The 26306-nt window shown below is 59.0% G+C and carries 16 protein-coding genes; 9 read left to right on the top strand and 7 right to left on the bottom strand.

The features are described from left to right. From ACXAD2_RS03925 to ACXAD2_RS03905, 5 genes are all read right to left on the bottom strand, one after another. Positions 1 to 1440 (bottom strand): FG-GAP-like repeat-containing protein (locus ACXAD2_RS03925; RefSeq protein ID WP_475167116.1); only part of this gene is annotated, 1440 nt, incomplete at its 3' end. A gap of 743 nt (positions 1441 to 2183) precedes the next feature. Continuing rightward, positions 2184 to 3095, bottom strand: a complete 912-nt coding sequence (locus ACXAD2_RS03920; RefSeq protein WP_475167114.1) for a glycosyltransferase family 2 protein — start codon at positions 3093 to 3095, stop codon at positions 2184 to 2186. 454 nt (positions 3096 to 3549) lie between these two features. Then, positions 3550 to 4293: a sugar transferase gene (locus ACXAD2_RS03915; protein ID WP_475167112.1), complete on the bottom strand. Its 744-nt coding sequence runs from the start codon at positions 4291 to 4293 to the stop codon at positions 3550 to 3552. 181 nt (positions 4294 to 4474) lie between these two features. Next, a complete protein-coding gene (locus tag ACXAD2_RS03910) occupies positions 4475 to 5605 on the bottom strand; it encodes a Gfo/Idh/MocA family protein (RefSeq protein ID WP_475167109.1) in 1131 nt (376 codons plus the stop codon). Then, positions 5605 to 6591 (bottom strand): glycosyltransferase family 2 protein, encoded by a 987-nt coding sequence (locus tag ACXAD2_RS03905; protein ID WP_475167107.1) that lies wholly within the window; start codon positions 6589 to 6591, stop codon positions 5605 to 5607. Before ACXAD2_RS03905 ends, ACXAD2_RS03910 begins: the two co-directional genes overlap by 1 nt. 190 nt (positions 6592 to 6781) lie before the next feature. Between ACXAD2_RS03905 and ACXAD2_RS03900 the strand changes: the two genes are divergently transcribed. Both ACXAD2_RS03900 and ACXAD2_RS03895 read left to right on the top strand, forming a co-directional pair. After that, entirely contained in the window at positions 6782 to 7867 is a 1086-nt protein-coding gene (locus tag ACXAD2_RS03900; RefSeq protein WP_475167105.1) for a glycosyltransferase family 2 protein, read from the top strand. 397 nt (positions 7868 to 8264) lie between these two features. Then, a complete protein-coding gene (locus ACXAD2_RS03895) occupies positions 8265 to 9101 on the top strand; it encodes a glycosyltransferase family 4 protein (RefSeq protein ID WP_475167102.1) in 837 nt (278 codons plus the stop codon). Here the strand turns inward: ACXAD2_RS03895 and ACXAD2_RS03890 are convergent. Beyond that, the gene (locus tag ACXAD2_RS03890; RefSeq protein ID WP_475167100.1) at positions 9055 to 10293 is read right to left on the bottom strand and encodes a polysaccharide biosynthesis/export family protein; all 1239 of its coding nucleotides are present in this window, start codon (positions 10291 to 10293) and stop codon (positions 9055 to 9057) included. The genes ACXAD2_RS03895 and ACXAD2_RS03890 overlap by 47 nt on opposite strands. 162 nt (positions 10294 to 10455) lie before the next feature. Here ACXAD2_RS03890 and ACXAD2_RS03885 point away from each other — a divergent pair, with 162 nt between their 5' ends. Together ACXAD2_RS03885 and ACXAD2_RS03880 are read left to right on the top strand one after the other, a co-directional pair. After that, positions 10456 to 11676, top strand: coding sequence for a glycosyltransferase family 2 protein (locus ACXAD2_RS03885; protein WP_475167097.1), 1221 nt, complete (start codon positions 10456 to 10458; stop codon positions 11674 to 11676). Next, positions 11666 to 12871, top strand: coding sequence for a glycosyltransferase family protein (locus ACXAD2_RS03880; RefSeq protein ID WP_475167095.1), 1206 nt, complete (start codon positions 11666 to 11668; stop codon positions 12869 to 12871). Before ACXAD2_RS03885 ends, ACXAD2_RS03880 begins: the two co-directional genes overlap by 11 nt. On the opposite strand, the gene ACXAD2_RS03875 is transcribed toward ACXAD2_RS03880, so the two are convergent. Further along, the gene (locus ACXAD2_RS03875) at positions 12814 to 13959 is read right to left on the bottom strand and encodes a Gfo/Idh/MocA family protein (RefSeq protein WP_475167126.1); all 1146 of its coding nucleotides are present in this window, start codon (positions 13957 to 13959) and stop codon (positions 12814 to 12816) included. The genes ACXAD2_RS03880 and ACXAD2_RS03875 overlap by 58 nt on opposite strands. A 605-nt stretch (positions 13960 to 14564) precedes the next feature. Here ACXAD2_RS03875 and ACXAD2_RS03870 point away from each other — a divergent pair. The 5 genes from ACXAD2_RS03870 to ACXAD2_RS03850 all read left to right on the top strand — a co-directional run bounded on the left by ACXAD2_RS03870 (position 14565) and on the right by ACXAD2_RS03850 (position 26283). Next, positions 14565 to 15545, top strand: coding sequence for a lysylphosphatidylglycerol synthase transmembrane domain-containing protein (locus ACXAD2_RS03870; RefSeq protein WP_475167093.1), 981 nt, complete (start codon positions 14565 to 14567; stop codon positions 15543 to 15545). Next, the gene (locus ACXAD2_RS03865) at positions 15542 to 16594 is read left to right on the top strand and encodes a sulfotransferase family protein (RefSeq protein WP_475167090.1); all 1053 of its coding nucleotides are present in this window, start codon (positions 15542 to 15544) and stop codon (positions 16592 to 16594) included. The genes ACXAD2_RS03870 and ACXAD2_RS03865 overlap by 4 nt, the downstream gene beginning before the upstream one ends. Beyond that, positions 16591 to 17379 carry an acyltransferase gene (locus ACXAD2_RS03860; RefSeq protein ID WP_475167086.1) on the top strand — a complete coding sequence of 263 codons (789 nt, stop codon included), beginning with the start codon at positions 16591 to 16593 and terminating at the stop codon, positions 17377 to 17379. The genes ACXAD2_RS03865 and ACXAD2_RS03860 overlap by 4 nt, the downstream gene beginning before the upstream one ends. 37 nt (positions 17380 to 17416) lie before the next feature. Next, a complete protein-coding gene (locus ACXAD2_RS03855; protein WP_475167082.1) occupies positions 17417 to 19015 on the top strand; it encodes a GMC oxidoreductase in 1599 nt (532 codons plus the stop codon). Positions 19016 to 19932: 917 nt separating this feature from the next. Next, positions 19933 to 26283, top strand: coding sequence for a family 16 glycosylhydrolase (locus ACXAD2_RS03850; protein WP_475167078.1), 6351 nt, complete (start codon positions 19933 to 19935; stop codon positions 26281 to 26283). Positions 26284 to 26306: the final 23 nt, after the last annotated feature.

Genomic DNA, 26306 nt, shown 5'->3' with positions numbered 1-26306 from the left:
GATAAGCTCTTCGCGAAAATCGCCCGCCACGTCGGCGGCGTACGTCCGTGCCGCTTCGGCCGGCCAAATGCGAACGAAGCGTCCGTTCCGGGGGTCGACGAGCGCAATTTTGCCATCAATATGACGCTCGGTCACAAAGAGGAGCTGTCCGCCAGCCCCGTCCCAGTGAACCGGCCTTGCTATGTCGATGCCGTATTCTCCTCTCTTAGCGCTCCGACTGCCCCGGAAATCGACGCTAATCCAGTCTGAAATCCGCTCAATGATGCCGACGTCGGGATCGGCCCGGCAATCGCCGACATGGCACCATCCTGGAGGAGCACTGCGGCGGACCGACCAGGCGCTAATGACTTCCCCTTCACGATTCATCAACCAGGGATGATTACCGCAGGACGACCGTGCGAAGACTTCTTGCCCGGGATGCTCGGTGTTGAAGTCGCCCACCGCGAGCTTGTCGGCATCTTCGTTGTAGCGGCAATTGCCGATCGCCCATACGCCGCCCGGCTCGTAACGGGTCGCCCAACCCAAGCCCGACGAACTCAGTATGATCGTCTCTTCGTTGCCGTACTGCTCGGCGAGCGCGATTTCCAGCCCGGGCTCGGGCAGAATATCCCCTACAGCGAGGCTGTCGAAGGAGTCCATCCGCGTACCCTCGCGCGCGGCGGATTGTATCGGCGTACCGTTTCTGTCGAGAAGGACGGGCCCCAGGACTTCGTCGCGGCCATCGCCGTCGAGGTCTACCGTCCGGGCCATACTGTGTTCGACACCCCACCAATCCGTGACATGCCAGAGTGTCTGGCCATTCTCCAGATTGATCCCGCGAAGCTCGCGCTGGCTGTATTGAAGAACAGCGTCACGCTCGCCTTCTCCTCGGAAGTCAGCGATGGTAATTGCAAGGGCACCGGGGAAGCGGAAGCTCCGCTCGACCTCGCCGTTCCCCGCCCCCCGTACAATCAACGTGCCATCTGAAAGCAAGTAAGCCACCTCATCCCGACCGTCGCCATCAACATCGCCGGCGATCGCGCCTGGCGCGTGGAGCCCCGGATACCCGGTTCCGCGGTCCGCGCGGTCCAGGGAGATTTCGTCGCGGACGTGCCAGAGCTTCACTCCCACGCTGGAATAGGCCGCGACATGCCCCGGGGATGTGACGACGAAATCCATCCGTCCGTCCCCGGTGAGGTCGTGAGCGAAGAGTGCCCCCAGACCATTGGGATCGATCGGAACGTCAAGTTCAAAGATCATCGGGTTCGCAGGATACAATCCTGCGGGCACGCCCGAAGTATTGTCCTCTCTGAGTGGAGCCTCTGCCATCACAGGTGCGTCCCGGGCTTCGACGAGCAGGACGCTTGCTACGATGATTATGTTTCGAAGCATTTGGGAGAACGGCGGGCCATGCCTTTTGACCCGGGTGTTCCCTCCAAAGGAGCAATCCGGCGTGGTCATCTGGGCACCTCCTCGAGGAAAGACACTTTGTCGTTGCGGGCCGGGCAACGATAATCCCATCCCATTGAGTTCTTCCTTACTGTTATATTGTCGCACAGGTGAACAAGGTGGAAAACAGTTCAGTTGAAATAGACTTCCTTAGTGCTGCTGGCCACGCTAGTCAGGGTAGATAGTCGGGCTGCGCGTGTTTCGCATCATTGGTGGGTGGACCAAAGTGGTGGTGTGGGTCTTACCCGGAGTGAATGCCTTGGCCAGAAAAAGCGGATGACCGCGTTGTCCGCATTGCCATCGATTCCCTGCCCAACTTCGTCGCAGAGGTGACGAATGGCCGTTTCGTTTCCCAGCAACAGAAAGGTCAGGCCTTGGGACCTTTGTGCAACGATAATAGTTAACCAAGTAACCGCGGCATCGAAGCGAACTTTCACCACAATCGATTTCAACGTCTTTGACCTGCTCCCCATAGAGTCCGCGTTTATGAGTTAGCTCTGTTCAGGGTTGATGTGCTACCCGACGCGCCCTCGGCCGTCCTTAGAGTTTCCGCGCTTGTGCTCTTCTCCCCAACGCTGGACCGCCGGAAGCTGGAATTTCCCGGCTGTTTCACGATGACGGGCTGGTAGCGTCATCGGGATAATGCATGGATCGGCACGGATACACAAAGTTCAGGACACTCCCCCAAATAGATCCGAAATTCCAAGCACTAACGTTCCAGTTCTGTGGAATATAGCACCCGCTCGCTGCGACAATCAGTTTTGTACCGACGCGGAAATGCCGTATACTTCGCGTTTGGGTGGCTTAATGCAGCCCGACAATACACCGAAATGAAAGACCGACCGCATGATCCAGAAGGTGCAACGGTCCAGACGTGGCACCACCAGAAGCGCACGCAGGCCGCAATACGCGGCCTTGAGCATGCTACACAAGAATACCGCGCACCGGCGCAACAGATCATCAGGCGCGACGCAAGTGCCATAAATAGCGCCAGTCATGAAACGCCGCCGGACCAGCCAGTCAAAGCGCAACCGGTTCGGCACAACTTTCTCACGCACCAGTGCATCCTCGGCGATCGTCATTTCCGCTCCGGCGCGGTTCAGCCTGAAAAAGAAATCGACATCCTCACCCCCTGTTCGGCCAAAAGCCAGATCGAAGCGCATGTTCGAGACCCGAGGATTTCCGAGGTCGATAAGGACGTTGCTCGTGTTTCCAGTTTCCACCGTGCCACGGCGACGCAAGGGCGTGTTGCTATGAAAGTCATTCTTCTGCATCCAATGCGGCGCGACTTCCGGATAGATTGCATGTGCCGGACCGAAGACAACTGCGGCGCCGCTCTCCCGCCATGCCGTTACCAGACCGATGAGCCAGCCCGGATCCGCGATTTCGTCATCGTCAATAAATACCAGGACACTGCCGCGCGCCGCGTCCATACAAGCATTTCTTGCTACGGAAATGTTACGCGCAGGCGCGTGGACATATGTGAAGGACAACCCAAGGTCTATACAATAGGCAACGATGCTGTCCCGTTGTGCTGCCGTTTCATCATTGTCGGCGACAATAACCTCGAGGGTTGCACCAGATGGAATTTCTTGCGCCGCAATGCTTTCAAGCGTGTCCAGCAAGCTCCGGCGCCTGTAGGTACAAATTCCGACGACAATACGCATTTCCGGGCCCCGTAAGAAGACGTTCGAACACGAACCTTCGCAGCATTGGTTGCTTGAATTTGAAGACAGTGACACTATCTACTGCAGCGTGAGAAGGTAGTGCTTCTACCATGAACGTGACGGCTGCGTTATCGCGTCGTTTTGGGGTATGACGCGTCAGGGAAAGGAGAATGTACTCTGAAAAAAAGTGACCGAAACGAATCGCGTAAACTTAGGCTCAGCTTGCGAGCGCAAGTGTTGCTGCCGCCGATAATCGTTCTTCAAATTATCTGCATCCTATCAAGTTTCTTCTTCGGCGGAAGCATTTGGTGGTGGATGTTGCTTGGCTGGATCGCAGCCGCACCCACAACCTTACTATGGGCTCTACTGACGACGAGTTCAACTCAAGAGCAAGTGCGTGGTCAGCAGGGTGGAGAGGACTCCGGCGCACATTTGGCATCAAAGAAGGCGGAGTTCACTTCGCGCCACCGAGTTGACCAGTGATGAATGCGACGACCGTGCGCCACAAGATTGAGAGGTCCCGCCACACGCTAGGGTGCTCGATATACCAGACGTCAAGGTTGACCCGTTCCTCGTAGGTGGTTTCCGATCTTCCCCCAACTTGCCAAGGCCCAGTCAGGCCAGGCTTCACGGAAGTGTAGTGATTTCTGTAACGTCCGTATCTTTCGACCTCGTTCTCAATAACGGGTCTCGGCCCGACGAGGCTCATGTCGCCCCACAGGACATTGAATAGTTGTGGCAATTCGTCAAGGCTTGCCTTGCGCAATAGGTGCCCGACTTCCCCCAAAATTCGCGGATCCTTTTCAAGCTTGAAGTTTCTCTCCCATTCCAACAGAAGCGTTGGATCATGAGCGAGCGTGTGCTTCAAGACCTCGTCGGAATTGCGCACCATTGTACGATACTTCAAACAATAAAACGGCTTGCCGTTTTTTCCGATCCTGCGGTGCCTGTAGAGAACCGGCGCGCCGTCTTCGCGCCAAACCATAAGCGCAATCAGAATCATTAGCGGCGCAAAAACGACAATCATGGAGAGTGCAAGGAAGATATCTATCGCCCGCTTCAGAGCGGCATGGACGTTGAATGCAATTTTATCAGCACATATGTTTCGATGATCTTCCTTCGCAGAACTCAGGGCCACGTCACGTTCATTTGAAATGGACCCATTTGAAACTCTCGGCGCGATTATATATTTTTTCATAATAATATCCCCGGCTATAACGCAGAGTATTAATTCTCGAACATACTCACATGAAATGGAACGTCACGGAAGGTATATTTTTACCTAAACTAGGGCCAAGCGAGGTTGCGCCGAAACAAATCGATCAATAATTAACCAAGTTGCACGACACATGGCTACGCTTCAACATTCTGGAAGAACCTTACTCCGCAACCTTTGGCACGCACCCTAATTCATGACCATCTTGCACCCCCCGATCCGAAATGAGTGCGGAAATCATATCCACACTTTCCAGAACTTCGACCGACTCTGAAAGTGGCATCACCGGGCTCTCGAACTGCCCCGCCGCAAGGCACCTAGCGACCTCTTCTGCTTCGAAACGCAACCCATAGCCTACAAACGGCCTCCCGAAAGCGACGCCTTCCCGCCCGGTTGCGCGTCGCGCAAGTCCTCGAGCGACTGGCCAGAACCGGCTTCCCCGAAGTGCATCTCCAAGAGCCGAAGGCCTCTCCGCTGCCCGTCCACGTGGCCCAAGGGGCGACATGCGCGCCTGTATTGCGCGAATGAAAGGCGCGTCGACAGAAATTCGACCCCGGCTGCCGCTAATATCTAGGGCATTTCGCAATTCTGTACTGTGACTGGCCCGAATTGAACAAAGTGCGGGTCGCTTATTTTTCTCGTGCCGGAAAGTAATGGATACGTCCCGAACACTCCCAGTTGGTGAAACCACGGCCTCAGCCTGAATTTCGCGAGGCATGCCCAGAAGATCATGTGCGAGAGATACTCCATAGATGCCTAGGTCAAGAAGCGCGCCGCCGCCAAGAGCCGGATCTGTGAGCGTCGCATTCGAGCTTTCTTCGTTGTGGACAAATCCCAAGTCCACGCTCATCTGCGATATCTCTCCGAGCTCATTTCCCTTCAACTTCCCGCGAAGCTCATTCATGGTTGGAAGAAAGCGAGTCCACATGCCTTCCATGCAAAAACACCGAGCCCGACGCGCAGCCTCGACGATCTCTCTCGCTTCTTCCGCATTGAGAGCAAAAGGCTTCTCGCATAGCACTGGCTTGCCTCGAGACAGTGCCTGAATCACGTGGAGATGATGAAAGACGGCGGGCGTCGCAATATAGACCGCATCAACGTCATCAGCGCGCAGCATAGCTTCGAAACTTTCGCAGGCTTGTGCAGCGCAAGCACGAGCAAGCGCTTGTGCCGCGACGAAATCCCTCGAAGCGACGCGGCTCACACGGCCGGTCACTCCGTAACTTAAGTCCCTGGCAAACTTCGTGGCGATCCAGCCCGCACCCAAGATGCCCCAGCGTAGTCGGCCGGACACTATCTCGTCTCCTTTCGCAAACTCCCCGCGTCTGCCGAGAGCAGTGCCCCACGACTGCGCAAGAACGCCTGCTCGACGAGTTTGCCCAGGATTGTCACGATCACCTGCGGCGGAGCGGCCATGCACTGCGCAATTTGCGAAACATCGCGCGCTTTCACCGCTTCGATTAACCAAAGCCAACGCCAGCGCTTCTGCGTCTCGATCTCATGCTCACGAAGTGCCGACCGCTCGGTCGCGCTCAGGCCAGGCAGATTCCCCATCCGCCGGTCAGCGGCAACCAGCGCGCCAAGATCCGCTGCGCAGTGCCGACCGCTCAATAAGTCAGCTCTTGTGAGTGCATCATACCCCAAGGGGTCAACAAGCAGAAAACTCGCACCGGCAGCGAGCGCCATTGCATAGAGCGCATAGTCCTCCCCCAACCGCATGCTCTCGTCATATCCGAGGCGGTTCTCTATAAGAAATTCCCTTCGAATAAGAGGTTTGAAGAAACCCATCTCGCCACGCCCACCATGAAGACGTGTCAGGTTGCCACGCACGAAGGTCTCTAGGTCGATGCTCCGCGCGCCAATCGGATGTTTGCTGAACATGCGCGTCCTTGCCGCGGACTTCCCGTGTTCGGTCACCCTGTGGAGATCGTCGGCAACCAAATCCCAATCGCCCTCCTTCGCCAGCGCGAGCATCGCAGCAAGTCGACCCGGTTCCATTCGATCGTCGGAGTCAAGCACCGTTACATATCGGGCGCGTGTCACCTCCAATGCGCGATTGCGAGCCGCAGCCGGGCCTACATTGCGAGTATTGCTCAGGACTTTCAGGCGCCGATCCACAGCTGCGGCGTTTTCGAGTTGCTTTAGTGTTCCGTCCGTAGAAGCGTCATCGACAGCAATGACCTCAACTGCCACACGTTCCTGGGCCAGCGCGCTATCAACAGCCTCGCAGATCGTACTGCTGGCGTTAAAGGCCGCCACAATTATGCATACATCCGACATCCTGAATGCCTTTAATGAAATGAGACTGAATTCACTTGATCGCCCGCGCAGAAGGCGACTCTAATCTCAGTGACGTTTAAATCACTTGAAACAGAAGAACTCTCTAGACACGAGAGCCCTTTAAACCCGAAGCTAACCAATAAATTTATTCTTTTGACCGAAAACAGTCAAATCAAGCGGCGAGGGCAAGATGGTCACAGTTACAGTTGCGATCGCAGCTTGGAATTCGTCCACGACCATTGCAGAGTGCATCCGGAGCGCGCTAGATCAAATCGACGTCACGAGCCAAGTTCTGGTAGTTGATGATGGATCTTTCGATAATACAGTCGAAATTGCCAAAAAATGTGGCGCTCGTGTAATCTGCTTAAGCGACAACGGCGGTCCAGGCAGAGCCCGGAATGTGGCATTGGACGCCGCGAGAACGGATTGGTTGGCAGTTCTCGACTCCGACGATCAAATGGAACCTTGGCGCCTTCGAGACATGCTCAAGATTGCACAAGAGTACCATGCGGACGTCGTTTTGGGCAACCTGAGCCGCGTTGACGAAGATGGCCGCCCGATCGACGGACTGCCATTCGTAAATGGCCCAGCTTACGATGAACCAATTGCTTTGGATCTTGACACATACATCGTCAGGAACCACGATCGACAGCGACGTGGTGCCCTTGGATACCTCAAGCCTTTGCTAAGAGTTGATTTTTGCAACAAAAACGGCATCAGATACCCGACAGAGACCTACAATGGTGAAGACTATCACTTGATGCTTTCCTGTCTCGCGGCCGACGCCCGAGTTATCTTCTCCCCGGCACCGGATTACATCTATACTTCCCGAAGAGGTTCGATCTCGCATAGAGTAGACCCCTCTCATATTGAACCTCTGATACAAGCCGATCGTGCTTTCGTCGCGCAACATGCAAGCCGCCTCTCCAACTCAGCAAGAAAGGTTTTTGCAGAACGTCAGGTAATGTTGGATCGCACGCGATACACCGAGATCGTTCTACAGTCCCTGAAGCGCGGAAATCTCCGAGCAGCGGTCAGCGCGCTAGCTCAGCGGCCCTCGGCGATCGGCATGATCGGAGCCAAATTTCTGGAAGCTGGCAGCAAGCGCCTCCTTTCGAAAGATTGCGCCAACAGAAGGACGCCCAATCCGAGTGGTGAATTTACGATTACCCAGAGAGGGGAAGGCAGCTTGCTCAAAGGAAGCTCCGGAGTCGGCACCCACTCCTCAAGCACATCAACCGAGCGCGACCATTCTGGTACATCGGCGCCTCGATGACGCGCTCTCAGGATCAAGTGTCTACCTGCTCACGCTGGTCGACAAGCTGAAAGACTGCGGATTTCGCGTCCAAATCATTTGCACCCCGGTTTCCAGCTTCGGGAGCATCCCGGTGATGTATCCAGCCCGGGACTACGCCCTACGCGGATGCGAAATTCTCGTGCCCCGAACGCTAAAACTCTGGAACTTTCGGATCGCAACCTCGCCAGACGTCTGGATGCGGGCGCTCCACCGCGGCTTGAACCTTCTACGCTGGGCCGCGTCCGGACGGAAACGCGGCTCACGTCCGGAATTTCCCAACACTCTCGGCCAGCCACCGAAAAGACAGGACAGAAGCCTCACGATCAAGGCGGTCAACGCAAACCCTCCGCCACTTCTCATTGCAGAATATAGTTCGATGGCCCCTATCCTGGACGCCTGTCTCGCAGACTGCCGGGCCGTATTGCTGCATGATGTCTTCTCACTTCGGGCCGAGTCATTTCGGCGCGCGAATTTATCACCCGATCATGCACCCATATCACTGGCGACTGAGGCGAACTGGCTCGAGGCCGCAGATCTTTGCATCTACGCCTCTGCCAAAGAGGCCCGCCTTCTGAGCAAAAGGCTGCCCGAAAAGCAGCACATCTGGTTGCCGCCGGCCGTGCGGCGAAAGGCTTCTAGCGATGAGGGACCACCGCGCGCAGTGTTCATCGGCGTCCGTCACGCTGGCAATCGTGACGCTTTGAACTTCCTGCTCCAGGACATCTGGCCCCGCACACATGCTGCCCGGCCTGGGGCAGAGCTGCTCATCGTTGGCGAAATCGGTACGGAGGTCCACAATCCACCGTCGGGTGTCCGGGTCCTCGGACGTGTGGAGGATTTATCGACCATAGGAGGAACATCAGCGATCGGCCTCGCCCCGACAAGGGCAGGCAGCGGTGCCAGCATCAAGATCGTGACCTACCTCGAAAACGGCATGAGTGTTCTCGCCTCCAGCAAGGCGCTCGACGGCTACGACGGCGCGCTTGACGGGTTGGTGGAGCGCGCGGACACGGCCCGCGACTTCAGTGACAAATTGATAAACCTCCTAGGAAATCATGAATACCGAGAGACAACCGCGCAGCATGGGGCCTGCATGATTTCTGAAAGCATCGACAACATTGAACTAGACCGCACCCTCAGGCGAATTGCCCGAGGCTGGATCGCCCCTATTGCATTACCTCTTCAGGCTCATCAGACACCAACTCAGTCGTGACAGTGAGCACGTCACCAGACATCATGCGTTCGGTCGGGCCAATGTCCTGTACGACCTCCTGATCCGCCACGCTGACTCGAGCCACCTTGAAACGCGTTATCACTTCAGTCCGAGGAAGCGACGCCACTCCGACGCCTTGTGAACGCAGCACATCCTCGAGCACCATCCGAGATAGTCTCAGGTCTTCAAGCTTCGCCTGTACCTCCTGCAAATCAAGAGTTGCCTCGGTGTGTTTTCTGGCGCTCAGCTCGATGATCTCGCGCTCGTTTTCGGCGATGCTCTGGCGGGCGGCGAAAATGCCATCCTGCATGTCTGTATCGCGGCTCTCTAGCTCGAAAAGGCTTCGCTGACTATCTGCCAGCCGCGTTGCCGGAGCGTAGCCGCGCTCGTTGAGCCCAGCCAAGTTATCAGCGATCTGGCGAGAAAATCGCAACTGCTCCGCCAGCCCGGCACGCTTGCTTTCGAGCCCGGCCACCCGGCTCTTGAGCAGAGCCTTCAGTTCCTCCAGCGATGCGAGCTCACGCTCGAATGCCGCTTTGTCCGAGGCAAAAATGGCCCTCTCCTCGTTCAGCACGCCGGCCAAGGCTGCAGCTCCATCCGGGTGTGAAAGGTCCTTAGGAAAGACCACTCCGTCAGCGCCGGCAAGGATCGCTTCCAATCTTGCCCTTCGGGCCCGCGCCCGGAGAATGTCTGTAAGAAAGCCGCGCAAGTTTCCGACAATTCGGATGCTGTCGGCTTCCGCCCCGCTCTGGAGCCCGCCAACAGTGCGCAGACCGCCGGCCAACGCCACCGCCTTGAGCGGGGTCAACCCCGGCACACCTGGATAAGCTCCGGGCCGATTGACATCGCCCAAAACATAGAAGGGCTGATAGCCCACGACCTCGACAGCGATCCGAGGCGAATCGTTCATGCCACCGTTCTTGGCAATGGCGCTCGCGAGAGCCTCGGAGAGTTCGCTAGCGGTCAATCCTCGCGCCTGCACCGAACCGGCCAGCGGCACGGATATGCTGCCGTCGGGTTGCACCAAATACTCGCCGGCCAGGATCGCCCAGTTTTCGTACGCCCTCTGGTCTTCATTCCAGATCACAGCGCGCAGGGAAAGGCGGTCTTGAATTCCGATTTCGTACGCCTCGGCTTGAACCTGCGGGGCGCCTACCAACATGACAACTAGCGTGAAAAATATGTATCGCATTCAATATCGACTCCCAATTGAGAAATTCTGGTTAGAAAACGCTCTGCTGAAAAAAATGCTGCGCCGGTGGTCGACGAGTTGCGACACCATGCTGGACAATTTATCGACGGCATGCACCCTTTAGTGAATTCTTAACCAAGTTTTTTACTAGGCGAGCCTGCTATGACCGCGATCTCCGCGATAATTGCCACATACAATCGCCGAAACTTCCTCGAAGAGGCCATCGTTGCTCTGCAAACGCAAACCCGCCCGGTAGATGAGATCGTGATCTGGGACGACGGCTCAACCGACTCGACCGAAGGCTTCGGGCGGGCGATCGCCGAGCGTTCCGCCGGAAAAATCCTGTACCGCCGTGGCAAGAATAGAGGCAAGTCCTGCGCTCTCAATGCAGCACTGCAGGAGGTGACGGGCACCTACATTTGGATCTGTGATGACGACGACATCGCCTTGCCGATCGCCGCAGAGCGCTTAGCCAGCGTGCTCGACCTGGGCGATGTCGGCCTCTGCGCCGGCCGTCACATTCGGTTCCGGGACAATTCTCAGACCGGTGAACGCGAGGACCTAGGAACCGGGTATTGGCCGGATCTGCGAACAGGCAGCGTCTTGCGCCACCTGCTTGAAGATGTGTTCTTCTTTCAGAACGGCACGCTGGTGCGGCGGGAGGCACTTCGGAAAGTTGGGCCTTTCCGCGAAGACCTCGCGCGCTCGATTGACTACGAGATGTTCGTGCGCCTGGCTGCGCGGTTTCCGGCGACAATGGTCGATGACGTGCTTTTCCTGCAGCGAAAGCATGACGGCGCGCGTGGACCAAGCTCCATGCAACACCGCGCCAGCGAGTCCGATTTGGTCTGGCTCGATCACGACCGCAAAATCTTTTCAGATTTCCGTCATGTACTCCCGCTGACACTCTATGAAGCCCTGTTCGACAGCGACGATATCCTTCTGCGACGTCGGGCCGGGTTGTTGCAGCGTGCCTGCGTCTATGCTCGCCGAACCGACTGGGAAAGCGCGCAAACCGATTTCCGGCAGGCAGCCGCACTTGCGCCGGAGCTGCCCCTTACCCCCACCGAACGCGAGATTGTCAGGCGCACGATGTCCGGCAAGCACGGTTCCACGGCCGCCTTCCGCGCGCCTGTCCTGACCGACCTGCTTTCCCTACGCGACCTCGGGCCAACTGGACGTGGGATAGCTACCGAGTTGGGCCGCGGAGCACGCTGGCGCGCCCGGGCGGCACTAGAAGCCCATGATGTGGCGGAAGTTGCCCGCATCGCCGCCTTCGTCGCAAGGTTGTCGGGCGTTCCGTCTTTGCGTCGGAGCGCTCCTGCGCCGCCCTCTCATTTGTGGGAAAAGCACAAGTTGGAGCCGAGCGACTATGCCTGGTAGCCCGAGCGAGAATCCCCCACCCCATGTTGCATTCTTCGGCCACAATGTCGGCGACGCCGCGGTTAGGCGACGCGCAACAGCCTTTCGCGACGCCGGCTTTTCGGTCACCGGCTTCATGCCCCGTCGCGGGGAGGTCGTCCAGCAAGACTGGCCGCTCGTAGATCTGGGTGAAACGCGCGACAACGACTATCTTCAACGTGTGCTAAGCATCCATTCCGGTAGCCGCATTGCCGCACGACACGCTGATCAACTTCGCGCCGCCGACATAATCTATGCGCGCAATCTCGATATGCTGGCGCTTGCGAGTCGCGCCCGGAAAATGGCGCGGCTGCGCACACCAATGATCTACGAATGCCTGGATATTCATCACCGCCTGATAGGCCCTGCGCCTACGGCCAGGGCGCTGCGCGGCCTTGAAGCGCGACTTCTACGGAAATGCGCGCTCGTCGTGATCTCCTCACCGCGCTTCAAGTCCGAATACTTCGACAGGTACCATCCGGGAACGAGTTGCTTCATGCTGATTGAGAACCGGTTGGTCGTGGAAGATACCTTCGCTGCCCGCCCGGCACAACGCAGGGCATCGCCGAAGGGAGCACTGCGGATTGGTTGGTTCGGCAACCTGCGATGCCGCCGCTCGATGTCATTGCTCCGCCGAGTCGCCCGCGACTTTCCGGAGGATGTGGAGATCGTCCTGCGTGGTTATCCCGCTCCCGGGGTCTTTCCCGATTTCGAAGAACAGGTGTCCGGGCTTTCGAACCTGTCCTATGGCGGTCGTTACCGTGCGCCGGAAGACCTCTCTGAGCTCTACGAGGGGATCGATCTCATCTGGGCCGGAGATTGGTACGAAGCGGGCGCGAACTCCACCTGGCTGTTGCCGAACCGGATCTACGAGGGCGGCTATTTCGCGACCCCTGCCCTGGCTCCTTCAGGAACAGAAACCGAGCGCTGGCTCAGAGAACACGGAGGCGGCTTCTTCCTGAACGAGCCGATAGAGGACACCTTGCCCGAGACTATCGCGGACTTGGCGAAAGACCGGAGGCCAATAGATGCGATGCGCGCGCGGCTTCTCTCGGAACCACGCGAAGCCTTTGTCGAAGAGCCGGGCACCGTCCAAGCGCTCGCGGCGCTCGTCATGGCTCAAAACTCGCTCCAGTCCATCGGATGCACTGGTCCTGGCGCGCTTATCGGCCGGTAAACAGTTCCAAAGCGTTCGGGATGCTGGATAGCCAGCGACACCTCGGTCACATGCAGCGAGAACGCACCTGCCAACCTAGGTGCCCGCCCCGAACGCAATGCCAGGGCCATTTCGGCCAGCCCAAGCGCGAAATCGATCGGATATCCGCGCCGCGCCGTGGAAATGCTGCGGCTATGTGTCGGCTTGATACGATGGCCGCCGTCCCAGCCCAGGAGCTTCTGCGCTTGTCGACGGAGCCGCGTTTCAGCCAAGGGAACTGCACGAACCGGCGTCTTGAAATCCCATGTCTCGGCAGCGTCGAGATAGCCGTCTTCACAAAAGACGCGAAACCGGTGATCGTGTGGCGCAATGATACTGTTTGTTAGTCGCGCAACCATACCATCATCGAACTCCAGACAAGCGCAGGAGAAATCCGGCGTATCGTAGCCCGGAGGGGTGTCCGGGCCCTTGTCGGGTATCGCGCAATGGGCGACCGTGACCACCCGGCGAACAGGGCCGAACATCGCCACGAGCCAGCTCAGCGAATATCCGGCGTGTTCGAGCGTACATCCCGTACGAAACTCGTCCTCGGCTGGCCAGCGCGCGCCCGTGCGCGTGATCCAGTTACGGTATCCGATGCGGTGCACCATACCGTCATCCATTTCGACATAGGCCAGCACGGGCCGCCCAAGTACCTGCTCGCGAACAGCCTGCCAGAAAGTCTGGGCTGCTTCCCCCAATACTGTTGCAGGTGCCGACACCAAGTGTAGGCTCCGTGCTTCAGCCTTCTGTACAAGTTCCTGCGCCTGCTCCAGCTCAAGTGCCAGCGGCTTTTCCGAATAGACATGCTTTCCTGCCTCGAGCGCTCGGAGCGAAACCTCATAGTGCTGGGCGGGGTTGGTCAGGTTGACAACGATTTCAACGCTTGGGTCTGCGAGGACTGCCTCCAAGCTCTGAGCGGGCTTGACCCCGTAGTGGCTGGAGAAGCGATTAAGTCGATCCGCGTCACGATCGTGAACCACTCGCAGATCGAGAGCCGAATCCCAGTTCGGGAGGGTGTTCAGGTACAGGTCCGCGACATATCCAGCGCCAACGAAACCAAGCCCCACGCTCAAGACGCACCACTGGTGCAGTGCGAAGTATCAACAGTCCCCAAGCATGGGAACGAGACGCAAAAATACATCAAGAAAATCCCTAAAATAACATTCTCGAATATATATGAATTCTCGACCAGTGCAGAAAATTCAACCGGACCTATTGAACTCAAGCTATCGAATTGAGGGCTGCGAAGGGCTACAAATTGAAGTGACGCGCCTGCGGACAACCGCAGTCAAGAATACATCCTATCGTGCCTGATTTTCCTCCAGATCGCATTCGAACATTCACCCCCACCTCGATGGGAAGTTTTCTCAGCCAGAAAAATATTTCGAAGCCAAATGTCCAAATTGGACATCCGACCCCTTGAGGCGGATCTCGTCAGGTCAATATCAGGAACATCGAAAAATTTTTCAACTAGCGCGAGACAAACTGGCGAACTCAAATGCGCCGATGCATGAGAAACAGGCAAATGCGCGATTTGGTCGGTCGGCCGATGACAGGTAACTTGACGCTAGATCGATCACATACCTAGGGTAGCGAAGAGGGGGTGGTTGCCCTTCGCCAAATTCTTTTTACTCCAAGTTCATTTTGCAAGCACGCGCACGCGGGGTCTAAATTGCGTCCCTATCTCAAGAAATCTCTTCAGGTTTTGGCAAGCGCAGCGCTCTTGGCGACGCTGGGACTTCTGGTGAACTGGCCAGACGTACTGCGAAGCATAGCGGCAGCCAATCCCACCTGGCTCGCCCTCGCCGCTTTTGCGATCCTGCTCGCACGGTGCGCAATCACTTGGCGATGGAAAGCGCTGCTGGATTTTTCGGACAACCGCATTTCCTGGCGGAGTCTATTCGGCATCGTTTCCGCAGGGATCGGTGTAGGCTCCTTGCTGCCGACGTCAGTCGGGCCGGACGTCATGCGCGGCGCGATGTTGGCGCAGCAGAACCGAAGGCTCGCCGGCCAAGCGCGGGTGGGCAATGTGGTGACAAGCCTACTGCTCGATCGCATCGTCTCTCTTTTTGCGACTTTACTCGTCGCGCTCGGAGCAACCACGGCAACTTCGCTTTGGCAAATCGCGATCGCGCTGGCTGGGGTCCTGGCGGCCGGACTGTCTGTGATCGTCTTTGTGCTTCTCAAAGGTCAGTCCGCACTCGAGAGGAACAAGCCGTCCTGGCTGCGACCCATCGCCATGAGACTGAGCGAGGTCTTGTTGGAGATAAACCGGCCAGAGTTCGTTTGGCGCGCCCTGTTTCCGTCCCTAATGGCTTCCATACTTATGACACTTGCGCGAACGATGGTGTTCATCTTCCTCTATCGCGCCCTCGGCTATGCCGTTCCCTTGAGTCATGCTCTGGTATTGATACCGTTGCTGATGATCGCCCTGATCTTTCCTTTCTCGGTGGGGGGGCTGGGCATAAGAGAATGGGTGCTCATCGTCGGCTTTGAAGGCATCGGCATCCCTCCGGAGGCAAGTATCTCCGTCGGGCTGATGTCCTTCGGCCTCCAATTTCTTGTCAGCACACCATGGTTCGTCACCTTTGCGCTCAGGCGCAATACGCGCGCAAGCGCGCAAGCCGCAATTGTCGAAGCGGAATTACCATGACACGCATGCCACCGCAGCCCCGCGACATCCGCGACACCCGCGACGACGCAACCACAAGCCAGCGGCCTATCCTGATTTTCGGTGCGCCGCGCTCGGGAACGTCGTTGCTGAGCAGGCTACTCGACGCCCACCCCAATATTTCGATCCCGTTCGAGTCCCATCTCTTCAACCAATGGCAGTCTCGCAGTGCGCTCTACGGCGATCTATCCAGTAGCGACGCGCAGCTGCAGTTGATCGAGGACATCATACGGTTCGGGATTGTACACGATTGGAACCCTCTGCCACGCCCGCGCGAGGTGTTGGCACATGTCGAAGGCAACAGTTTTGGCGCCGTCGCACGCGCCTTTCTCAGCAATGCGGCCGCGGCGCAAGGCAAGCCCCGATGGGGCGAAAAGACGCCTCACCATACGCTCTTGCATCGCGATGTGCTCGAGGCCTGGAGCGATGCGATGGTTATCTGCATTGAACGCGATCCTCGCGACGTTGCGCTTTCGTGGAAGCGCGCGCGCTTCGGTGGAGATCACGTCTTGCCCTTCGCCAAGGCGTGGGTCCGTTATTCGCAGGCGTGCTTCGAAGTAAAGGAAAATTTCAGCTCCGATCGCGTATTCGAGCTGAAATATGAAACTCTGGTCAGTCGCCCCGAAGAGACGCTTTGCACTCTGATGATGTTCCTCGGCGAAGCCTATGACCCTTCACAGCTGCACTTTCACGAAGCCTCATCTCCCTGGAAAACCGACAGTCGCAATCGCGAAAAGCTTCGAACGCCGATCTCCCCGCTGAGTGTTGGTCGTTGGGAACAGGGACTGCACGCGCGAGAGGTCCGACTTATCGAGGCCATAGCAGGCTCGATCATGCAAGAGAAAGGCTACGCGCTTTCGACCCCCGGAGACGGGGCAAGCTCGGGCGCCATGGCTTTCGCAAGATGGATCGCGGTCCCGGCAAAACGGCTCTCGGGCGCGGCACGAAATGCCCGAGGCTTCGTGTACCTTGGCCGGGATATCGCGTGGCGGCTCCGCGCCGTCGGCGGCAGGAAGGTGCTCCGCGCATGAACATGAAACATGACACTGCCGAGCGTCCCACTGGTTTTGAGCAAAGCGCTTCTGTTGAAAAGGACCGGGTGATCGAGGCACTCTCCAAAGAAAGCTCTGCGCTGCGGAAGTATCAAAGGTTCTTTGTCGGCACGTCTGGGATTGGGCCCTTGCTTCGCTATGAGGCCGCAATGTGGCTCGCGATCGGGATGCCCGGAGCTCTCGGATACGCAGCACGCAAATGGTCTCTCCCTCCGCTCTTTGCCGAGGTCGGAAAGGGCGTGATCTTTGGCCGAAACCTGATCCTCAGATGCCCTAACCGGATCGTTCTGCACAACAACGTGGCGATTGACGATAATTGCACCCTCGATGCGCGCGGATCCTCGGGACCCGGTGGCCTGACAATCGGAGAAGGCACGTTGATCGCCCGCGACGTGGTCATGGTCGTCAAGCAGAACCAACTGAGCTTAGGCCGGCACTGCTCGATCGGCAGCCAGACCACGTTCTCAGCGGTGTCTGGTATCGAGATCGGCGACCACGCGATCATCGCAGGGCAATGCTATTTCGGCGGGGGCCGTTACAGGACTAGGCTGGGGTCCGAACCGATGGTCCGTCAGGGCCTCGTGACCAGAGGCCCGGTGCGGTTGGGCTCCGACGTATGGGTTGGCGCAGGCGTACGCGTTCTCGACGGTGTCAGGGTTGGAAGCGGCGCAATTCTTGGTGCTGGAAGCGTTGTCACATCAGACGTTCCGGAAAACGCAATCATGGGCGGAATTCCCGCACGGCAGATCGGGGAAAGATATTGAGCGGCCGCGTACGCAATTGAGATATAGGTAAAATTTAATGATCTTTCAGTCTGGAAATCTCTCAAGCGCTGCTAAATTGGACGCCGATGTGTGCATCGTCGGTGGTGGCGCCGCGGGCATTTCTATCGCTCTCAAGATGTCAGGCAATGGCGCAAAAATCTTGGTGCTTGAAAGTGGCTTCGACGGTTACGATGAACGTGCGCAATCGCTGTACGCAGGTAAAAATATCGGGCACCCTGCCGATCCCCTAAACGAGGCCCGGTTGCGAATGCTCGGCGGCTCGACCAATCATTGGTCGGGAAATTGCATGCCGCTAGACCCAATCGATTTTGAGGCTCGTCCGGGAATTCCGCATTCCGGATGGCCAATCAGCCGCAGCGATCTGGACCTGTACTATCCCGCCGCCCAAGAGTTGGTCGAAACACCCAGCGATAGCCTTTACGATACTTCCGAACATTTCTCGAAGATTGCCGACCACCCGATCGCTTTCGATGAAAGCAAGCTGACCAGTTATCTCTACGCTTTGAGCCCGCCTACACAGTTCGGCTACGTCTATGAAGACAGATTGAAGCAAGCTTCGGACATTTCTTTAGTGCTCAACGCCACCGTGCTCGAAATCCTGACCGATGATACGGCCTCGCAGGTCACCGGCCTTAGGGTAGCTGGCATAGATGGCCCGGCCTTCGAGGTTCAAGCAAAGCTCTTTGTGCTGGCACAGGGCGCCGCCGAAACGGCACGCCTCTTGCTGCTCTCCGACAATGTCGAAACCCGAGGCCTGGGGAATAGCAACGATCTTGTCGGTCGCTATTTCATGGATCACGTATCGTTCCGCCCTGCACTTCAGGCGATGGTGGCAAGGGACAACAGCCAATTCAGAATCTACACAGAAGAGCATCCGGTCGGTGAGCACTACATGCGCTGCGCGATCAGAGCGAGCGAAGACCTTCTCAGGGCTGAGCAACTTCCGAATTTCAGATTTATCTTTTTCCACGAAGAGACCGGTTCGCCAGGTCAGAGGTCGGCTACGACCATCAAGCGCGCTCTCGAGAAGGGAGATGCACCCGATAATCTGCGATGGCACCTCGCAAACGTCTTGTCCGACTTGGACGGATTGACCAACGAAGTCTACCGAACCCTTCTCCGCAGTGAGGAAGACCTCATTCGACGCGACTGGATAGAGCCATGGCTCTCGGTTGAAAGCTTGCCAAACCCTGACAGCAGGGTTCTGCTGACCGCAGACCGGGACGATATTTTCGGCCAAAGACGTATCGCGCTAGACTGGCGGTTGACCAGCGCGGATCTTGAGGCAAATCGGCGGGCGACCGAGGTGCTAGCCGCCGAACTCGCGCGCCTCGGATACGGTCGCGCTTGGTCAGTGCTTTTCCGCGAAGACTACGACTGGCCCAAGCCAACGACCTACGGCAAACACCATACCGGAACGACGCGGATGTCAGAGGACCCAAAGCATGGCGTTGTAGACGAGAACTGCCGGGTCCACGGCATTTCGAACCTTTTCGTTGCGGGAAGCGCAGTATTCCCGACGCAAGGCCACGCGACACCTACGCTGACCATCGTCGCGCTGGCAATCCGACTTGCCGATCACTTGAAGGCGCGACTTGCAGAGGGGCTGCCATAAGTCAATCTGACCGATTTGAAGCCCATGGCGAAGCATCGATCACCACGGACCGAAGAACCATGCTGGTTATGGCTCTTGCGGGATGTGCATTGGGTACATGCCCGTCGACCAGCATTGCCTCGCAGCATGCGGCAGCAGCAAGTTCCCCGGCCCTTGCGCTTTCACAATTGCTGCCGGGTCCGAGCGCAAGGGCCATCGGCCGAAAAGTGCTGGAATCCCTTCAGTCACTCACTTCACTCGACGACTTCCAACAGAGGCTCTCCGCTCGAGCGCAATCTACACCAGCAACTGGGAATGCCGATCTCTTGAAACAGATCTCCAACCTCGTTTTGGAGGACCTCCGGCAAGAGAAGATGCATTATGTGGACGGATGGATGCTGACTGAAACAGAAGCCCTCACGTGTGCGATCATTGCGCTGAGCGAAGCGAGGCGAGACAGAGATACTCTATATTTATAAAGGAGAAGGAATGCCTTCTGCTCTCATCAAGATATTTGTCGCTGCTGTGCTCATTTTGGGCGCCCGCACCTATTTTCCGGCAAGTTTCTATACCATCACTGGATTCACCCTTTTATCCCTACTCTCAATACTTCTATTTGGACGAAAGCGCGCCACCAATACCCCCTCTAAAAACACAACTACCGAAGCAGTGAAGCACGGACGAACAGGTGACTAGATTCACTCACCATATCTCCCTGATCCGTATGGCGACAACATTGCAGACGGCAGACTATCAACCGACGCACAGCCTCACAGAATTTTCTAAACCCGGCCTTAAAATATTCTAGACACTCAAGCTAGACAGCGCACTAGACGCTCTGACTTTTATATTGTTTCACATTTTTAACTCCATAGGCCATACGAAACATCTTGCACATCCCCTCCGTTCTTCTCATGAAATTTCCCAACGGAGCAAACATGCCAAAATACAATGCATTTAATACCGATTTTTCCGATTTGAGCTCAGAAGACTGGCTTATATCAAATTACGCCAACTCTCAGGATTGGATGGATACCGCATTTTCTCCTGACTATATATACCTGTCCGATGGAGTCCTGTTCGCACTTCTTGACGGCACGGACACGAACGGCAAAGATTATACGGGAGGCGAAGTCCGAACGCAGGAGCGATATTTCTACGGCCTCTATGAAGTGACGATGCAGGCCTCGCCGGACGATGGGACCCTCAGCAGTTTCTTCACCTATACCGGCGCGCCGCACGGGACGGCGAGAAGCGAGATCGATTTCGAATTCCTTGGGGCTGACACGACAAGGGTGCTCCTGTCGTACTACACTCCTGATGGCGACGAGAACGTGATCGTCGACCTTGGCTTTGACGCCGCCGAAGGGTTCCACCAATACTCCTTCGATTGGCAACCGGATTCCATAACCTGGTATGCCGACGGCGTCGAACTGTGGTCCGTCACAACATCCGATATCGGCTTCCCTTCCGAGCCCTCCTATATCTATTTGAACATTTGGACTGGAGCCAACAGCTTCACCGGAACGCCATCACATGGTGTCTCCACTACCGCGTCCTATTCGGACCTAAGCTACACGCCTCGCACAGCGCCGGTCGCGGTCGAGGACGAGCTTCGCGTCAGCCGCAACGGCGCAGCTGAGATCGATGTAGTCTCAAATGACGGCATCATGGGCAACGTGCTCCTCGCCGAGACGGTGAGCATTGTCCGCCCCCCGGAGCATGGCATGGTTAGCGTCGACCCCACGAGTGGACGCATCACCTACACTCCGGACAGTGGGTACAGCGGTTTTGACACATTTAGCTACACTGTCTCGAGCGAAACGGAGACATCGAACGAGGGCAATGTTACGGTCGTCGTCGGGATCCCGGTCTATGAAGATTTTGCCGACGGGGCTGGCAGCTTCACCTATGTCGATGATGCGTTCCGCGGCACGGACCAGCCGGATTATGCGAGTGGCGCGGCGGAGAGCGGTCTGCTCCGCATCACCCTCGGCGGGCAATCTCTGCGCGCCGCCGTATCCGATATCTCCGGCGGCTGGAGCCAGGGCTTCGACAGCCTCGCCGGGCAGGCCGGCACGCTCACGCTGCGCTACCGCCTGGCGCTGAGCGCCGATCTCGACGCCGGGGAATACGCGGAGGTCCTGGTGCTGATCGACGACACCGAATACGTCATCGACCTGCTGGAGGCCACCGACGACGACGATGAGACCCTCGACACCGGCTTTGTCGAGGTCGTCCTCGAACTCGGCGAGCTCGGCGCAGGCGGCCACAACATTGCCCTCGGCGGCTACCTCAACCAGCGCTCCCGCCCGAATGAGGTCGCGACCATCGAGTTCGACAGCGTGCAACTCACGCTCTCGGACCCCTCCCCCGCCGATGATGACGGAAATCTCGCGCTCAGCGCCCCCGACCTCATCATCGATGCCAACGAAGCCGGCAACGTCATCTTCGTCATCTCCGGGCTCGACGCGGACGCAACCGCCGAGGTCATCGTGTCCGACGGCGACAACACAGCCTCGGGAACTTCAGGCTCGGACGGCGAGATCGTTCTCGACCTGTCGACGCTCGCGGAGGGCACGCTTACCACCAGCGTCACCGCGACCGATGGCGAGGGCAACACCGCCACCGCCCAGGGGCCCGAGATGCTGCGCGTTCCCGCAACCGGTGACGACGACGGGGATCTCGCAGTCAGCATCGCGCAGACCGGAATCACCGCCGCCACCTACGATGCCGTCGCCTTCACCATCACCGGTATCGATTCCGACGCCACCGCCGAAATCATCGTCTCCGACGGCAGCGATACCGTCGCCGGCACGCTCGCCGCCGATGGTCAGATCACCCTCGACCTGTCAACGCTTGCCGACGGCACTCTCACCGTGACCGTCACCGCAACCGACGAGGCCGGCGCCACAGCAACCGTTCAGGGCCCGGAACTGACACTCGACAGTTCCCCCGCGCCCATAGCCCCGCTGGAGTGGGACTTCACCGACGGGGCTGGCAGCTTCACCTATGTCGATGATGCGTTCCGCGGCACGGACCAGCCGGATTATGCGAGCGGCGCGGCGGAGAGCGGTCTGCTCCGCGTCACCCTCGGCGGGCAATCTCTGCGCGCCGCCGTATCCGATATCTCCGGCGGCTGGAGCCAGGGCTTCGACAGCCTCGCCGGGCAGGCCGGCACGCTCACGCTGCGCTACCGCCTGACGCTGAGCGCCGATCTCGACGCCGGGGAATACGCGGAGGTCCTGGTGCTGATCGACGACACCGAATACGTCATCGACCTGCTGGAGGCCACCGACGACGACGATGAGACCCTCGACACCGGCTTTGTCGAGGTCGTCCTCGAACTCGGCGAGCTCGGCGCAGGCGGCCACAACATTGTCCTCGGCGGCTACCTCAACCAGCGCTCCCGCCCGAATGAGGTCGCGACCATCGAGTTCGACAGCGTGCAACTCACGCTCTCGGACCCCTCCCCCGCCGATGATGACGGAAATCTCGCGCTCAGCGCCCCCGACCTCATCATCGATGCCAACGAAGCCGGCAACGTCATCTTCGTCATCTCCGGGCTCGACGCGGACGCAACCGCCGAGGTCATCGTGTCCGACGGCGACAACACTGCCTCGGGAACTTCAGGCTCGGACGGCGAGATCGTTCTCGACCTGTCGACGCTCGCGGAGGGCACGCTTACCACCAGCGTCACCGCGACCGATGGCGAGGGCAACACCGCCACCGCCCAGGGGCCCGAGATCCTGCGCGTTCCCGCAACCGGTGACGACGACGGGGATCTCGCGGTCAGCATCGCGCAGACCGAAATCACCGCTGCCACCTCCGATGCCGTCGCCTTCACCATCACCGGCATCGATTCCGACGCCACCGCCGAAATCATCGTCTCCGACGGCAGCGATACCGTCGCCGGCACGCTCGCCGCCGATGGTCAGATCACCCTCGACCTGTCACTGCTTGCCGACGGCACTCTCAACGTGACCGTCACCGCAACCGACGAGGCCGGCGCCACAGCAACCGTTCAGGGCCCGGAACTGACACTCGACAGTTCCCCCGCGCCCATAGCCCCGCTGGAGTGGGACTTCACCGACGGGGCTGGCAGCTTCACCTATGTCGATGATGCGTTCCGCGGCACGGACCAGCCGGATTACGCGAGCGGCGTGGCGGAGAGCGGTCTGCTCCGCGTCACCCTCGGCGGGCAATCTCTGCGCGCCGCCGTATCCGATATCTCCGGCGGCTGGAGCCAGGGCTTCGACAGCCTCGCCGGGCAGGCCGCCACGCTCACGCTGCGCTACCGCCTGGCGCTGAGCGCCGATCTCGACGCCGGGGAATACGCGGAGGTCCTGGTGCTGATCGACGGCACCGAATACGTCATCGACCTGCTGGAGGCCACCGACGACGACGATGAGACCCTCGACACCGGCTTTGTCGAGGTCGTCCTCGAACTCGGCGAGCTCGGCGCAGGCGGCCACAACATTGTCCTCGGCGGCTACCTCAACCAGCGCTCCCGCCCGAATGAGGTCGCGACCATCGAGTTCGACAGCGTGCAACTCACGCTCTCGGACCCCTCCCCCGCCGATGATGACGGAAATCTCGCGCTCAGCGCCCCCGACCTCATCATCGATGCCAACGAAGCCGGCAACGTCATCTTCGTCATCTCCGGGCTCGACGCGGACGCAACCGCCGAGGTCATCGTGTCCGACGGCGACAACACAGCCTCGGGAACTTCAGGCTCGGACGGCGAGATCGTTCTCGACCTGTCGACGCTCGCGGAGGGCACGCTTACCACCAGCGTCACCGCGACCGATGGCGAGGGCAACACCGTCACCGCCCAGGGGCCCGAGATGCTGCGCGTTCCCGCAACCGGTGACGACGACGGGGATCTCGCAGTCAGCATCGCGCAGACCGGAATCACCGCCGCCACCTCCGATGCCGTCGCCTTCACCATCACCGGCATCGATTCCGACGCCACCGCCGAAATCATCGTCTCCGACGGCAGCGATACCGTCGCCGGCACGCTCGCCGCCGATGGTCAGATCACCCTCGACCTGTCACTGCTTGCCGACGGCACTCTCACCGTGACCGTCACCGCAACCGACGAGGCCGGCGCCACAGCAACCGTTCAGGGCCCGGAGCTGACACTCGACAGTTCCCCCGCGCCCATAGCCCCGCTGGAGTGGGACTTCACCGACGGGGCTGGCAGCTTCACCTATGTCGATGATGCGTTCCGCGGCACGGACCAGCCGGATTATGCGAGCGGCGCGGCGGAGAGCGGTCTGCTCCGCGTCACCCTCGGCGGGCAATCTCTGCGCGCCGCCGTATCCGATATCTCCGGCGGCTGGAGCCAGGGCTTCGACAGCCTCGCCGGGCAGGCCGGCACGCTCACGCTGCGCTACCGCCTGACGCTGAGCGCCGATCTCGACGCCGGGGAATACGCGGAGGTCCTGGTGCTGATCGACGACACCGAATACGTCATCGACCTGCTGGAGGCCACCGACGACGACGATGAGACCCTCGACACCGGCTTTGTCGAGGTCGTCCTCGAACTCGGCGAGCTCGGCGCAGGCGGCCACAACATTGTCCTCGGCGGCTACCTCAACCAGCGCTCCCGCCCGAATGAGGTCGCGACCATCGAGTTCGACAGCGTGCAACTCACGCTCTCGGACCCCTCCCCCGCCGATGATGACGGAAATCTCGCGCTCAGCGCCCCCGACCTCATCATCGATGCCAACGAAGCCGGCAACGTCATCTTCGTCATCTCCGGGCTCGACGCGGACGCAACCGCCGAGGTCATCGTGTCCGACGGCGACAACACTGCCTCGGGAACTTCAGGCTCGGACGGCGAGATCGTTCTCGACCTGTCGACGCTCGCGGAGGGCACGCTTACCACCAGCGTCACCGCGACCGATGGCGAGGGCAACACCGCCACCGCCCAGGGGCCCGAGATCCTGCGCGTTCCCACAACCAGTTTCGCCGGCGAGAGCCGCGCGCTGTCAATCGACCTTGTGGCCGGCACCTATACCTATGCGGCGCGGGTGCTGCCCTACGGCAACTCGCTGACCTACGGATACCTTGGCGACACCAACTCCGAGACCGTTAACAACCGCGCGGACAGCGCAGGATATCGCGAAGTGCTCTTCGAGAACCTGTTGCAGGACGGTGCCTTCGTCGACTACGTCGGCGTCTACTCGAGCGGCCCGGAGGGGATGCTCAACTCTGATCACACCGGGGTGCCAGGCAAAGAACTGCGGCAGGCGATCAACAATGGCGCCGACGCGGCCTCCTTCCAGGCCAACCTGGCCGATCTCGATCCGGATGTCGTGCTATTCATGATGGGTACGAACGACTTCAATTATGGTGGCGACGCCTTCTACGCGGACGTCTTCGATACGCTTATCGCGCGCATCGAGACGGTGGTCGAACTGTTCTACCAATCCGACGTGGCCAGCACGGCGCATCTGGTCATCTCGACCATCCCGCCGAAACTCTACCGAAACCTGCTGACGGTCTCGGAGGCCATCAACGAGGGCTACAGCATCGTCAACGGCACGCAGGTCGTCGGCGACGCCGGCAACGGCACCTATCACGCCGGGATCAAGGCCACGGTGAGCGCGCTTCAGGCCACATACTCGACGCTGCACCTCTACGATGCGCCGTTCGACACGTCGCTGATCGGCGACGACCTCATGCACCTGATTGCCGAGGGCTATGAAGCCTATGCGGACGGGCTGCAAACGTTGCTGGAGAGCGAGATCGGCATCTCCGGTGGCACGCTCGGTGGCAGCGCGCAGAGCCTTGCGGCAAACGATGTCGTGGGCGGCGAGGCTGGGGACAGGATCGTCGGCAACAGCGCCGCGAACACTCTCTCCGGCGGCGCTGGAAACGATATTCTGCTCGGCGCCGCCGGAAACGACACGCTGAATGGCGGGGCCGGCAGCGATCGGCTCGAAGGCGGGCCGGGTGTCGACGAACTGACCGGGGGGCTGGACGCCGACAGCTTCGTGTTCGACAGCGGCTTCGCGAGCTCCGGCGGTGCACCCGACCTGATCACCGACTTCGGCCAGGGGGCCGACAAGCTCTATCTCTGGGACGGGTTCGCAGGGGATGCCACCCTCACCCAAAGCACGCAGGGCGTGCTCATGACGCTTGCGGGCTCCCTGCAGGTCGACGTGCGCGGCAGCGCCGCCACCGAGCTGATCGGCCTGTCGCGCGGCGATGGCAGTTTTGCGCTGACCACGGACGAAACTCTGGTGAGTTTTTTCAGCACGGGATCCCTGCTGGCCTAGGCGAGCACTCAATTGAGGTAGCG

The organism is Salipiger sp. ABN3_019, assembly GCF_056158605.1.
The sequence above is the reverse complement of the archived record's forward strand: the minus strand, read 5'-3'. Positions and strand labels throughout refer to the sequence as shown.

Excerpts from the sequence above, each read along its gene's own strand:
- ACXAD2_RS03905 (WP_475167107.1), bottom strand. The coding sequence starts at position 6,591 with ATGTCGGATGTATGCATAATTGTGGCGGCCTTTAACGCCAGCAGTACG.
- ACXAD2_RS03880 (WP_475167095.1), top strand. The coding sequence starts at position 11,666 with ATGCCTGGTAGCCCGAGCGAGAATCCCCCACCCCATGTTGCATTCTTC.
- ACXAD2_RS03895 (WP_475167102.1), top strand. The coding sequence starts at position 8,265 with ATGGCCCCTATCCTGGACGCCTGTCTCGCAGACTGCCGGGCCGTATTG.
- ACXAD2_RS03890 (WP_475167100.1), bottom strand. The coding sequence starts at position 10,293 with ATGCGATACATATTTTTCACGCTAGTTGTCATGTTGGTAGGCGCCCCG.
- ACXAD2_RS03860 (WP_475167086.1), top strand. The coding sequence starts at position 16,591 with ATGAACATGAAACATGACACTGCCGAGCGTCCCACTGGTTTTGAGCAA.
- ACXAD2_RS03865 (WP_475167090.1), top strand. The coding sequence starts at position 15,542 with ATGACACGCATGCCACCGCAGCCCCGCGACATCCGCGACACCCGCGAC.
- ACXAD2_RS03885 (WP_475167097.1), top strand. The coding sequence starts at position 10,456 with ATGACCGCGATCTCCGCGATAATTGCCACATACAATCGCCGAAACTTC.
- ACXAD2_RS03900 (WP_475167105.1), top strand. The coding sequence starts at position 6,782 with ATGGTCACAGTTACAGTTGCGATCGCAGCTTGGAATTCGTCCACGACC.
- ACXAD2_RS03915 (WP_475167112.1), bottom strand. The coding sequence starts at position 4,293 with ATGAAAAAATATATAATCGCGCCGAGAGTTTCAAATGGGTCCATTTCA.
- ACXAD2_RS03920 (WP_475167114.1), bottom strand. The coding sequence starts at position 3,095 with ATGCGTATTGTCGTCGGAATTTGTACCTACAGGCGCCGGAGCTTGCTG.
- ACXAD2_RS03855 (WP_475167082.1), top strand. The coding sequence starts at position 17,417 with ATGATCTTTCAGTCTGGAAATCTCTCAAGCGCTGCTAAATTGGACGCC.
- ACXAD2_RS03850 (WP_475167078.1), top strand. The coding sequence starts at position 19,933 with ATGCCAAAATACAATGCATTTAATACCGATTTTTCCGATTTGAGCTCA.